This is a genomic window from Occultella kanbiaonis (assembly GCF_009708215.1).
In the GTDB taxonomy this organism is placed as follows: Bacteria; Actinomycetota; Actinomycetes; order Actinomycetales; family Beutenbergiaceae; genus Occultella; species Occultella kanbiaonis.
Window position 1 is genome coordinate 634,271 of record NZ_CP046175.1, and the last position, 11,346, is coordinate 645,616.

General features: G+C 70.1%; 13 protein-coding genes. 6 read left to right on the forward strand and 7 right to left on the reverse strand.

All coding sequences use genetic code 11. The annotated features are described in order from the left end of the window. Positions 1 to 13: 13 nt before the first annotated feature. Complete coding sequence (locus GKS42_RS02775; protein WP_154792459.1) at positions 14 to 937, reverse strand: arginase family protein; 924 nt, start codon at positions 935 to 937, stop codon at positions 14 to 16. Positions 938 to 1,096: 159 nt separating this feature from the next. On the opposite strand from GKS42_RS02775, the gene GKS42_RS02780 reads away from it, so the two are divergent. Together GKS42_RS02780 and GKS42_RS02785 are read left to right on the forward strand one after the other, a co-directional pair. Next, entirely contained in the window at positions 1,097 to 1,468 is a 372-nt protein-coding gene (locus GKS42_RS02780) for a VOC family protein (RefSeq protein WP_154792460.1), read from the forward strand. A gap of 361 nt (positions 1,469 to 1,829) precedes the next feature. Further along, a complete protein-coding gene (locus GKS42_RS02785) occupies positions 1,830 to 2,198 on the forward strand; it encodes a type II toxin-antitoxin system VapC family toxin (protein WP_154792461.1) in 369 nt (122 codons plus the stop codon). Positions 2,199 to 2,328: 130 nt separating this feature from the next. Here the strand turns inward: GKS42_RS02785 and GKS42_RS02790 are convergent, their stop codons facing one another. Continuing rightward, the gene (locus tag GKS42_RS02790) at positions 2,329 to 2,808 is read right to left on the reverse strand and encodes a P-loop nucleotide/nucleoside kinase family protein (RefSeq protein WP_154792462.1); all 480 of its coding nucleotides are present in this window, start codon (positions 2,806 to 2,808) and stop codon (positions 2,329 to 2,331) included. A 57-nt stretch (positions 2,809 to 2,865) separates the two neighbouring features. Beyond that, positions 2,866 to 3,444 carry a dihydrofolate reductase family protein gene (locus tag GKS42_RS02795; protein ID WP_154792463.1) on the reverse strand — a complete coding sequence of 193 codons (579 nt, stop codon included), beginning with the start codon at positions 3,442 to 3,444 and terminating at the stop codon, positions 2,866 to 2,868. A 126-nt stretch (positions 3,445 to 3,570) separates the two neighbouring features. On the opposite strand from GKS42_RS02795, the gene GKS42_RS02800 reads away from it, so the two are divergent. Beyond that, positions 3,571 to 3,975, forward strand: coding sequence for a VOC family protein (locus GKS42_RS02800; protein ID WP_154792464.1), 405 nt, complete (start codon positions 3,571 to 3,573; stop codon positions 3,973 to 3,975). Continuing rightward, complete coding sequence (locus GKS42_RS02805) at positions 3,968 to 4,444, forward strand: hypothetical protein (protein WP_154792465.1); 477 nt, start codon at positions 3,968 to 3,970, stop codon at positions 4,442 to 4,444. The genes GKS42_RS02800 and GKS42_RS02805 overlap by 8 nt, the downstream gene beginning before the upstream one ends. A gap of 36 nt (positions 4,445 to 4,480) precedes the next feature. Here GKS42_RS02805 and GKS42_RS02810 read toward each other — a convergent pair whose 3' ends face one another. The 3 genes from GKS42_RS02810 to GKS42_RS02820 are packed head-to-tail and all read right to left on the reverse strand — an operon-like array spanning position 4,481 to position 6,047. Beyond that, positions 4,481 to 5,197, reverse strand: coding sequence for a dihydrofolate reductase family protein (locus tag GKS42_RS02810; RefSeq protein ID WP_154792466.1), 717 nt, complete (start codon positions 5,195 to 5,197; stop codon positions 4,481 to 4,483). 48 nt (positions 5,198 to 5,245) lie between these two features. Then, positions 5,246 to 5,707, reverse strand: coding sequence for an SRPBCC family protein (locus GKS42_RS02815; protein ID WP_154792467.1), 462 nt, complete (start codon positions 5,705 to 5,707; stop codon positions 5,246 to 5,248). Position 5,708: 1 nt separating this feature from the next. After that, entirely contained in the window at positions 5,709 to 6,047 is a 339-nt protein-coding gene (locus tag GKS42_RS02820; protein WP_154792468.1) for an ArsR/SmtB family transcription factor, read from the reverse strand. 187 nt (positions 6,048 to 6,234) lie between these two features. On the opposite strand from GKS42_RS02820, the gene GKS42_RS02825 reads away from it, so the two are divergent. Further along, positions 6,235 to 7,521 carry an MFS transporter gene (locus tag GKS42_RS02825; protein WP_154792469.1) on the forward strand — a complete coding sequence of 429 codons (1,287 nt, stop codon included), beginning with the start codon at positions 6,235 to 6,237 and terminating at the stop codon, positions 7,519 to 7,521. Between the two features lie 124 nt (positions 7,522 to 7,645). Continuing rightward, positions 7,646 to 9,988, forward strand: a complete 2,343-nt coding sequence (locus tag GKS42_RS02830) for a hypothetical protein (RefSeq protein ID WP_154792470.1) — start codon at positions 7,646 to 7,648, stop codon at positions 9,986 to 9,988. A 51-nt stretch (positions 9,989 to 10,039) separates the two neighbouring features. Here GKS42_RS02830 and GKS42_RS02835 read toward each other — a convergent pair whose 3' ends face one another. After that, a complete protein-coding gene (locus GKS42_RS02835; RefSeq protein ID WP_168217724.1) occupies positions 10,040 to 11,338 on the reverse strand; it encodes a substrate-binding domain-containing protein in 1,299 nt (432 codons plus the stop codon). Between the last annotated feature and the right edge of the window lie 8 nt (positions 11,339 to 11,346).

Genomic DNA, 11,346 nt, shown 5'->3' on the forward strand with positions numbered 1-11,346 from the left:
GGATGACGGTGGCCTAGCGGCGTAGCGCCAGTCCCGCGGCGACCTCGAGCACGCACAGTGCGGCAAGTCGGATCGTGCGCTGGTCGGACGTGTCCGCGGTCGCGTCGATCTCGGTGAGATCGACCGAGGCGACGGCGGGGTGTGCTCCGGCAGCGCGGGCTGCGGCCCGTAGCTCGTGCGCGGCGATCCCGCCTGGTACCGAGGCCGGGCAGGCGGGTGCCACCGACCGGTCGCACACGTCCACGTCGAGGTCGACGTGCACCGGGCCGCCGCCCGCCGAGGCGATCTCCAGGGCCTGCGCCATCACGTCCGCCATCGGGCGCCGGTGCAACTCGTCGCGATGGACGATCGTGATCCCGAGTTCGAGCGCTCGGGCCGCATAGGCCCGCGAGTTCGCGAAGTCTGCGATGCCGACCTGCACCACACGCTGCCCGTCCAGGCCGGCCTCGATCAGGCGCCGGACCGGGGAGCCGTTGCTGACGCCGTCGCGCAGGTCGTGGTGGGCGTCCAGGGTGACAAGGCCCGCCGTCGCGAGGTCCGCGCCCCAGGTGCCGAGGGCTGCGGGCACGGTCGCGGCGTTGTCGCCGCCGAGTGCGACCAGGGCGCGTGAGCGAGCCGATGCCTGCGCGACCGAGCGCATCGCGCGGGCCTCGCCGTCCGGGCCATCCGGCTCGGGGACGTCGCCGACGTCGGCGAAGGCCAGGGCGCCGAGATCCGCGCAAGGTGGGCCTACGCCGTCGGGCACCACGAACTGGCTGTAGCGACGCAGTGCGTCGCGGACCGCGGCGGGCGTGGCGTGCGCGCCGGTGGGGGACAGCGACGTGCGGTGGGTGGGGATGCCGATCAGGGTGAGGTCGACGTGGTCGGCAGGGTCGGCGGGCAGCGGCGGCCAGTCGCCGGCACGGGGCCAGAGCGGGTCGTGCGACAGCGCCGTCATGGTGGAAGGGTAGCCGCGGGGTCGTCGACGGCGAGGCTCAGGGAGCGGCGCGACGGCCCTCGCGAGTCGATCGCGGTAGCGGCCAGGTCCTGACCTGATCTCTCCGTAGGGTGTGGTTCAGGTGATCGGAGAGCGGTCGCCGCGAGGAAGGGATGACCGATGGACTGGAAGATCGAACTGATCCATGTGCCGGTGACCGATGTGGATCGGGCCAAGGAGTTCTACGTCCGGATCGGCTTCAACGCCGACCACGACCAGACGCCGTTCGAGGGACTTCGGTTCGTGCAGATGACCCCGCCCGGCTCGGCGTGCTCGATCGCTTTCGGTACGGGGCTCGGGGGGACCCTGGAACCCGGCCAGCAGAACACGATCCAGGTCGTCGTGCCGAACGCCGAGGAGGCGCTCGCACACCTGCGGTCGGTGGGCGTCGAGGCCAACGGCGTCGATGAGCAGGCGTGGGGAAACTTCGTCACGTTCGACGACCCCGATGGCAACACCTGGACGCTGCAGGAAGTGCCCGTGCGCGGCTGAGGCAGCGGGTCGACGGGCCCAGGTTCCGGACCGGACCTCGGTGGGATCGGCGACGTCCGGGATGACCGCATCACCGACACGTCGGCCCATCGTCGTGGGTGGAGTGGTATCTTCGATGCATGGGTGGTACGTACGTAGTCACGATGGGCGACCGCGGTCGACTCGTGGTTCCCGCGGAACTGCGGGGGCGCGCGGGCTTGAGCATCGGCACGCCCTTGATCCTCGTTGAGAGTGAGACCGGCCTGGTCGTCATGACTCGTGACCAGGCGCGAGCCCACCTGCGTCGACAACTTGAGGGCTCCGACCTGGTCAGTGACCTCCTCGACGAACGACGCCGAGCCGCAATCGCAGAGGACGCTGCGTGAGGTCGGTACTTGACGCCTCCGCACTCCTGGCGTTCCTCCAAGGTGAGGCGGGGGCCGACGTTGTCGAGTCCGTCCTGACCGATCAGGCGCACTGTTCGGCGGTGAACTGGTCGGAAGTGGCTCAGAAGGTCCGATCCGTGGGCGGGGACTGGGCAGTCGCGGCCGCGCTCTTGTCGAGCTATGGAGTACAGGTCGAACCGGCGACGATCGACGACGCCGAGGCTGCTGCGCGGATCTGGCGGCGCGGCTCCGGGCTCTCCCTCGCTGATCGGTTCTGTCTTGCGCTGGGCGACCGGCTCGGTGCGACGGTCTGGACTGCCGACGCCGCATGGAGCTCGGTGGCCGACGTGCGGCAGATCAGGTGACCCCAGCGCCGCGATCGGCGCCGACCTGTCAACCGCAATCCGGGTCGACGGAGAAGTGCTCGGGTGTCTCATCGGCTGGTGGGCTCGGAACCCAGGTCTGAGCGTTGGAAGTCCCGCACGACAGCGCGATTCAGCCTGACCCTGGTGGGGGGTCGAACAACGCGAGCTCGGCAGCATCGGGCGCCTGGAAAAGGGCGGCCCACTCCTCAAGGTGGGCGCGGCTGATGGGCGCGCTGTCCCAAGGTGGCTTCGAGTTCCGAGCCTCGATGCGCCGCCAGAGGTCGTCCATCGGCACCTCGAGCACGTGCAGTTCGACGCCGACGCCAAGTCCACGAGCCACGGAACGCACCTGGTCACGTTCGGCCCGCGCCGCGAACCCGAAGTCGAGGACAACGCTGAGGCCAAGGCGCACGATCTCTTGGGCGAGCTGCCAGAGTTCGTGATTCACCCTCGCCTGGGTCGTCGTGGCCCACGGGGTGGGACCGAGAGCCCAAAGCCAGTCGTCCTTCGTGAGGCGCACGGCGCCCCGGTCCGCGGCTAGCTGCCTCGCGAGCGTGGTCTTGCCCGCCCCGGGCAGTCCGCAGGTGAGAATCAGTCGGGCCTCGCTCACGTGCTCAGTCAAGCAGTTCTGCGAACTGGGTGGACGACCACGCGCACGGACCACAGGTCAGCCGTGCAGGCTCGGCCGGTAGATCAACTCCTGGATGCTGCCATCGAGAGTCCGGGTCTCGAGTAGTTCGAGGTCGAAGTCGGCGGCGCCCTTGAAGATCGGATCCATGCCGTGCTCGCCGGTGATCACGGGGAAGAGCGTGACCTGCACGATGTCGACCAGGCCGGCGTTCAGCAGCGCGTTGTTGACCGCGAGGCTGCCGTGGGAGCGCAACGGCACCTCGGATTCCTCCTTCAGCCGGGCGACGACGTCGACGGCGTCGCCGCCCACGACGGTCGCGTCCGGCCAGTCGAGGGGGCCGTGCAGGGTGTTCGAGACGACCGTGGTGGGCAGGTTCCGCATCCGGGTGACCCAGGGGTCGCGGACGTCGGAGGCCTCGGTGCTCGCGGCGAGCATCTCCACGAACGAGCGGAACGTGTTCGCTCCGAACACCATCCGTTGCTCCTCGTCATAGAGGGCGAGACGACGGTCGAGCAGCTCGGGGCCCTGCTTGCCCCAGTATCCGGTCCAGTTGCCGCCGGCGGCGCCGAAGCCGTCGAGGCTGCTGAAGACGTCGAAGGTGTAGGTGACGGTCATGATCGGCTCCTCGCGTGGTTGGTTGACCCCTGGAGGCAGACCGAGAGCCACGGTGAAACTCATCGCTCCCGTGCGGCAGCGTGTCCGTCCAACCCGGCATCCGGCCCGGACTGACAGGATGACCCGGTGCCCGGATTTCATCACGTCGAGTTGTGGATCGCCGACCTCGAACAGGCCCGGACTGAGTGGGGCTGGCTCCTGACCCGAGTGGGTTTCGCGCTGGACGGTGATTGGTCCGGCGGCCAGACCTGGACCGCCGGCGGCGCCTACCTCACCTTCACGACCTCGCCGAACCTGACGACGCCCGTGCACGATCGCCGCAGTCCCGGACTCAACCACCTCGCGTTCAAGGCGGGCCCGCAGGCAGCGGTCGACGCGATCATGGCCGACGCGCCGGAGCACGGCTGGCGGCCGCTCTACCAGGAGCGCTACCCGCACGCCGGCGGGCCGGACCACTACGCGGGCTGGCTGGAGAACTCCGCCGGCTTCAAGGCCGAGATCGTCGCTGAGGGAGAAGATGACCATGAATGACGACCTTCGCCGATCGATGAGTCGCCTGGTCGGCACGTGGCGCACCGAGGGGCAGATCGTCGATGGCGGCGAACAGGACGGTCAACGGTGGAGCGGGTACGACGTCTACCAGTGGTTCCCGGGCGAGCAGACGATGGTGCATCGCGTGGACGTGACCATGTTCGGCGAGCGTTCCGAGTCGATCGAGTTCTTCACCCCTCGCGACGGGGATGGGCAGTCCTTCGACCAGACCTCCTACGGTGCGGACGGCACCGTCGAGCGAGCCGTCGGGAGTTTCGACACGGACGGTCGGTACCACAACGACCTCCCGGACGTCCGCGCGACGCTGACCTTCACCGGGACCGACACCATGCGAGCGCACTGGGAGAGCCGATCGGACGGGGCTTGGACGGCGTGGATGGACGTCGTCTTCACCCGCATCGGCCCGCCCGACATCGTGATCCGCTCCCGAACCGACCACGAAGTCTGAGTGCTGCGCCGGTCGGCCGGGCTCACGATCGATCCTCTACGCGTCGGCGCCCGCCACCACGACCGGCCCTTCGTCCCGTCCGCGGTTGTCGAGCACGAGCGGCTGCCTGCCCTCGATGCGGTACCGGATGTGGGTGAGCCCGTCGGTGCCGATGACGCGGACGGGCGTCAGCTCGATGCCCTCTTTGTCGCCGAGGCCGAGCTCGGGGCCGAGCAGCCGCAACCCGTCGCCGAGCAGCACCGGGGCGATGTGCAGCTCGAGCTCGTCCACCAGCCCGAGCGCCAGCGCCTGACGCACCAGTGAGCCGCCACCGGCGACCTGGACGTCCTTGTCGCCGGCTTGCGCCTTGGCCTGCGCCACCGCGCTCGCGACGCCGTCGGTGACGTAGGTGAAGCTGGTGCCGCCGCCGCGGTGCAGCACCGGCCGCGGTCGGTGGGTGACCACGAAGACGGGGGCGCGGAAGGGTGGCACCTCACCCCAGGGCACCTCGCCGCCGTCGGCCATCCGCCGGCCCATGACGTAGGCGCCCGCGGCGGCGAAGGTCTCGGCGATGATGTCCGAGTCGGACGTGTCCGCGCCGCCGGCGAAGCCCTGGCGTTCCCGCCACGCTGCGGCGTCGGTGGCCCAGCGGGTCACGCGGTAGAACCCGGCTGCCTCGGCGCTGTCGATCCAGTTCGTGGCGGTGTCGGTGTGTTCGGGGCCGGCGTAGAAGCCGTCGAGCGAGACCGACATCTGTGCGGTGACCTTGGTCATGATCGTTCTCCTGCCTTCGTCGTCAGTGGGGGGTGTGGCCGGACCCGGTCAGAGCGACGCCCCGAGCTTGTCCAGCAGCCCCTTGGTGCCTTCCTCGCGGCCGGCCGGATCGTCGAGCCCGTCGAAGTGGGCGCCCTGCTCGGTGTAGGTGAGCCGGGTGGCGTCGCCGTCGGGCTCGAGCGCGATCGTCACCAGCGAGGTGGACATGTGCCGGTCGTCGACCCACATGTCGTAGGTGAAGACGATCCTGGTGAGGTCGACGATGTCGGTGTAGGTCGAGTGGTAGCGGGACCGCGGGCCGCCGTGCCACTGGCCGTCCTCGGTGCCGTGCCCGCCCACCCGGAAGTCGTGGGACTTCTCGGTCTGGGTGAACTCGGGTTCGCCGGAGAACCACAGGTCCCGGGCGTCGTTGTCGGAGAGTGCGTGCCAGACCCGTGCGGGTGATGCGGGATAGGTCCGTTCGATCACGAACGTCGCGTGCGTCTGGCTGTGTCCGGTCTGTGTGTCCATCTCAGTTCTCCTTCGTGTTGTCAGGGGTGAGGAAGTCGCCCAACCGGTCGAGGCGCCGTTCGGCGGGGAGCCGCTGCCGTCCGATCCAGTCCGCGCCGGGGCTCAGTGCCTCGACGGCGAGCTGGAACGTGCGGACCCGGCCCACCTTCGTCGAGGTGACGAGACCGGCCCGTTCCAGCACGCCGAGGTGCTGCAGCAGGGACGGCAGGGCCATCTCGAACGGGCGGGCCAGTTCGGTGACCGAGGCCGGGCCGCGGACCAGCCGTTCGATCAGGGCGCGTCGCGTCGGATCGGACAGGGCGTGGAACACCCGATCCAGATCCTCACGATAGTTAGGCATGTGCCTAAGTATTGATCGATCGGGCGTCCGCGTCAACCCTGACCTTGCGAAGGGGGGCGCCGAGCGGGCCCACGTGGATGCCGGGCTCGCGCGTTGGCAGGAGGGCGCCCACCCTGGCCCGCGCACGCACGGGCGCCACGGACTCGCGGGAATGGACAACCTGGGGGCGACGCGGTTGACTCCTGCGGTGCAGCGCCCCCGCAACCCGATGATCGCGACCCTCCTCAACCTCCGAGGCAACGGTCGCGCCGCCGTGTACACCGAGCCCCTGTGGGGCCTGTCGATGATGCTGGTGCTGCCCTACGCGTCGGTGTTCATGCTGACCCTGGGCGTGAACGACACCCAGATCGGCCTGTTGGCCACCATCTCGATCCTCTCGCAGGTGGTCTTCGGCCTGCTCAGCGGTGTGATCACAGACAAACTCGGGCGTCGCCGCACCACGGCCCTGTTCGACATCATCGCCTGGGCGGTCCCCTGTCTGATCTGGGCGTTCGCGCAGGACTTCTGGTGGTTCCTGATCGCGTCCGTGATCAACGGCGTCTGGCAGGTCACCCAGAACTCGTGGGACTGCCTGCTCGTGGAGGATGTCGACCGGTCCGAGATCCCCAAGGTCTACTCGCTGGTCAAGGTGGCGGCCGAGTTCTCGGCACTGTTCGCGCCGATAGCCGCCCTGCTCGTCGCGAACCTCGGCCTGGAGCTCGCGGTGCGGATCCTCTACCTCAACGCGTTCGTCATCATCACGGTGAAGGTCTGGCTCCTGTACCGCTACACCACCGAGACGGCGACCGGGCTGGTCCGGATGGAGCAGACGCGCGGGATCAGCATCTGGAGATCGCTCTGGGAGTACCGAACGGTGCTCGGCCTGATCGTCCGCTCGAAGGGCACCATCTTCTCCTTGGTGATCGCGGCGCTCGTGGGCGCCGTCGCCCTCGTGAACGGCATCTTCTGGCAGGTGGTGATCAACCAGCGGCTCGGCGTGCCCGACGCGCTCCTGCCGTTCTTCCCGATGGTCCGCTCGCTGCTGTCCGTGCTGTTCTTCTTCACGATCATTCCGCGGCTCACGCGTGCCAGCGCACTGAAGGTGCCGACCCTGATCGGCTTCTCCGTGTACCTCGCCGGGCAGTTGCTGCTCGTGAGCATCCCCGCCCCTGATGGTGCTGCTGCTCTGTCGACCTACCTGCTCCTGGCCGGCTGCCTGCTGCTCGATGCCTTCGGCGCCGGGATCCTGTTCATGCTGTCGGAGTCCCTGGTGGCACTTCACGTCGATCGCAACGAGCGATCCCGCGTGATGGCCATCCAACGCACCACGGTGATGCTCGCCACCGCCCCCTTCGGATGGATCAGCGGCTGGCTGTCCGGCATGGACCGCAGCTGGCCGTTTCTGCTGACCTCGGTACTGCTGGTGCTCGGTCTCGTGGTCACCGCCCGGTTCTGGACGACCACGCACGAGGAGGCCCACGCCGTCGAGGCCTGACACCGGCGAACGTCGCTGCCCGAACGGACCTCCACGCTGCCCGTTCGGCCGGTCGGCCCGGCAGGGTCGGCGCGCCCCGGAACGCCATAGGCTCACGCCGAGGTTATCCAGGTGAGGACCACGGATGCTGACGACGGCCGGGCAGACCACTGGCGACGGCGCAACGTCGGACCGTTCGCGCCGCTCGCCGTCCGCGGAGCTGCCCGGGCAGACCATGGTCGACGGCGGAGCGTCGGCCGGTCGGTGGGGCTCGCTGTCCGCGTGGCCGGGCGGGCCGGCCGGCGCTGCCGCCGCCGGGTCGGGGCGGCGCACCCCGGTCATGGGCGGGCCGCGCGTGCCGACGGCGCTGCTCGGCGACCTCCTCGGCCTGCAGCGCAGCCTCGGCAACCGCGGCGTGACACGCCTGATCGGGGCCCGCACGGCACCGGCCGCCGACGTCGGGGGCGACGTCCAGCGCACCACGATCGCCCACAAGGACTCCCCGCCGCGGCGGTCGGGAGTGTGGAAGCACGCCACCCAGCAGATGCAGGCCCCGGGCGATCCGCGGAAGGAACGAGCCGGCGAGGTCGAGGCGCTCGTCGACCCGTTGGAGGTGATCAAGCCCATCCCGACCGCCAATGGCTACGACCCGCTCGGCTGGCACTGGGTCAGCCAGTTCGTCGTCGCCGGGGTGGCGGCGAACAACGCCCAGCTCGCGCACCAGGGCTGGGTGCGGTTCCACCTGCTGAACGCGACCCTCGGCGGAGACGGCCACGATCCGGCCCACCTGGTTCCGACGAAGTCCGCGACGAACACCGGCAACCCCTGGGTGAACTTCGAGTACAACGCGAAGGCGCAGCCGTTCCTCGGCAAGTGGCTGCACTATCACGTGGAGGTCGGCTTCCACCCGCCGGGCACCGCGGGGCAGGTCGGCGATCCGCACCTCGCGTTCTTCCCGAGTTCCATCCGCGCCGAGTACAGCACCTGGGATCCCATGTTCGGAGTCTGGGCCCCAGGGATGACCGTCGACATCCCGGCGAACCAGCTGCAGGTGCCGAACGCCGCAGCGAACACGCAGACGCACTACATCGACGGCATCTCGGCCGGTGAGTTCCCGATCCTCGGCGTACCGGACTGGTTGGCCGTGCGCGTCGGGAAGGCCTCGCGCGACCTGGCCCGGGTGACCACGCTGCAGCAGCTCTATGACGACCTCGTCTACTACGCCCATCTCGATCGGGGCAATGTGAGCAACCCGTTGGCGGCCGTGAACGCGGCCTGGCCGGCGCTCGAGGTGCTCCTGCGCGCCAACACGGGGCACCATCTGCGGATCGCGGTGGGCGTGGCCCCGATGGACCGCGTGCTGCGGCGGGCCCGGTTGACGCCGCAACAGTTCCAGCGGTGGGTGCAGGCCGAGCCGGGTCGGATCGCCGCCGCCTGGAAGGTGAGCCAGGACGTGGTGCTCGCCCTCGATGCCGTGCTGACGGCGCCCCAGCCGCTCACCTCCACCAACCTCTACCTGATGCTCGAGCAGCGCCACGGGCTGCCGTACATGGCCGCCCAGATCGACCCGGACTGGCCCGCCATGGTGGCCAGGATGAGCCGCGAGGGCGAGGTCTCGATCCAGCTCGCCCACGACATGCGGTTCGCCTCCGTCTCGAGCCGGCTGCAGGAACTACGCAACGAGAGCCACCGTGGCGGGCAGACGATCGCCACCCTGATCGAGCAGTACGCCCTCCAGCTCGGAGAGGGCGGCGAGGTGTTCCGGGCAGCGGTCCGGGAGGCCCCGGGCCGCCTCGGCCGACTGCTCGCCGGACTGCAGATCGCGCCCTCGCGCAACCTGCTCCTGCCCACGCAGTCGAAGGTCTCGCTCGACGACATCCTGATGGGGATGGACATGTCCCAGCGCTCGGAGTCCCAGTTCACCAGCGCGATCCCTGGGGTGGAGGCGGCCGTCCGAGAGGCCTACGCCCAGGTCCGCGCCGAGTTCCAGAAGGTCCAGGACCGCGCCCGGCAGGCGCAGGAGCAACAGCGACGCGAGCAGGAGGAGCGCCGCGCCCTGGAGGCGCAGGAGCGGCAGCGCCGCGAGCAGGATCGCCAGGCCCGGATGGAGGTCCAGGCGCCCGTCGTCGAGGAGCGACCCCGCGAGCGCCGGTTCGAGGACAACCCGCGCCGGGGGCGGGACTACGAGGAAGACCCACGCCGGGGGTGGGACTACGAGGATGAACGGTACGACCGCCGTCGGGAACGGTCGCCCGGCGGCGGACGCTATCCGCGCGGCCCCGGATACCGGACCGAGCCCTACCGTCTCGGCGGTGGCGCCGACTATCACGACCGGCGCCGCCAGGACGAGCGCCGCGATCACGGCGACCACGACGACCGGCCACGCGGAGACCGTGACCGGTACGGCCGCGACGACCGGCCGCGAGGTGGCTACCAGGGTCCGCACGGACGCCGGTACGACGACCCGCGAGGCCGGCAGAACTACTAGGACGAACCCGCCGGCGGCGATCATGGCCTCGACGGCGTCGCCGGGCGGTACTCAGTCCGCCGTCGGTGTGGCATCCAGGTGCAGGTCGCTGCCGAGTGCCCGCAGGATCCGGCGCAACGACGGCACCGTCGGGCTCACCGCATCCGCCTCGTAGCGCGCGATCATCGCCTGGGAGGTGCCGGCGGCCGTGGCCAGCGCCGCCTGGGTCATGCCGGCCCGCGCGCGGGCCTTGCGAATCAGCATCGCTGGGCTCGGCTCCTCATATCTGATCTGATATGGCACGGCCGGGTTGAACGTGGCTGCCCGGCCGAGCGTGCTCGAGCGCACGACCAGGCGGTGCTTGACCAGGGCTCGACGCGGCGGCGCCTCCGGCTCTGCGATCCGAGCGATGAGCAGGTTCAGCGACTGGGTGGCGAAGTCACCCATGTCCGGGGCGATCGTCGTCAGCGGCGGCCAGGAGTACTCGCCCTCAGGTGCGTTGTCCCAACCGAGCACTGCGACGTCGTCGGGCACGCGCAGCCCGAGGGAGGCGAGGGCGTGCAGCGCGCCCACGGCGAGCAGGTCGGTCGCGCACAGCAGGGCGTCGGGCGTGGGGCCCGCCTCGAACGCCAGGCGCGTCCGGGCGAATCCCTCGGACCGGCTGAACTCGCTGGTCTCGATGAGGGTGAGTTCCGGTCGGTCCTGCTCGGCGGCCAGTGCCTGCTGGATGCCCGCGATGCGCAGCGACGACGCGCGCCGGTGGCTCGGTCCGATCTCGGCGCCGAGGAACGCGAGCCGGCGTCTGCCGAGCGTGAGCATGTGTCGGGTGGCTTCCCGGGCGGAGGCGCCGTTGTCGATGCTGACGTGGTCCAGGCCGCCGGACTCGGGCTGCTCGCCTAGCAGGACGATCGGGGTGTCGCTGCGCAGGGCGCCGATCTCGGTGGCGGTCAGACGCGACGGGCTCAGCATGACGCCGTCGGTGAAGCGCACCGCGTATCCGCGCGCCGCAGCCGTTTCGCGGGCGATGGAGTGCCCGGTCTCGTCGATGAGCACGGTGTAGTCGTCCTCGCGGGCGCGCTGCACGATCGACCGAGCCAGGTCGGCGTAGTAGGGGGTCGCGAGGTCGGGGACGGACACCGTCAGCAGACCGGTGCGACCGTGTCGGAGCTGGCGCCCGGCCAGGTTGGCGCGGTAGCCAAGGTCCTGGATCGCCTGCTCGACGCGTCGCCTGGTCGCGGGCCCCACATTGGGGCGGCCGTGGATGACGTTCGTGACCGTCTTCCACGAGACGCCGGCCGCGGCGGCCACGTCCTTGATGCCGATGGAGCGCTGCCGCGGCTGGCCCGGCTCGGGATATGTCGGATCTGACATACCGCAGA

Bases quoted from the DNA above. Each gene is read 5' to 3' on its own strand.
- GKS42_RS02775 (WP_154792459.1), bottom strand. From the start codon at position 937: ATGACGGCGCTGTCGCACGACCCGCTCTGGCCCCGTGCCGGCGACTGG.
- GKS42_RS02780 (WP_154792460.1), top strand. From the start codon at position 1,097: ATGGACTGGAAGATCGAACTGATCCATGTGCCGGTGACCGATGTGGAT.
- GKS42_RS02795 (WP_154792463.1), bottom strand. From the start codon at position 3,444: ATGACCGTCACCTACACCTTCGACGTCTTCAGCAGCCTCGACGGCTTC.
- GKS42_RS02805 (WP_154792465.1), top strand. From the start codon at position 3,968: ATGAATGACGACCTTCGCCGATCGATGAGTCGCCTGGTCGGCACGTGG.
- GKS42_RS02810 (WP_154792466.1), bottom strand. From the start codon at position 5,197: ATGACCAAGGTCACCGCACAGATGTCGGTCTCGCTCGACGGCTTCTAC.
- GKS42_RS02815 (WP_154792467.1), bottom strand. From the start codon at position 5,707: ATGGACACACAGACCGGACACAGCCAGACGCACGCGACGTTCGTGATC.
- GKS42_RS02820 (WP_154792468.1), bottom strand. From the start codon at position 6,047: ATGCCTAACTATCGTGAGGATCTGGATCGGGTGTTCCACGCCCTGTCC.
- GKS42_RS02830 (WP_154792470.1), top strand. From the start codon at position 7,646: ATGCTGACGACGGCCGGGCAGACCACTGGCGACGGCGCAACGTCGGAC.
- GKS42_RS02835 (WP_168217724.1), bottom strand. From the start codon at position 11,338: ATGTCAGATCCGACATATCCCGAGCCGGGCCAGCCGCGGCAGCGCTCC.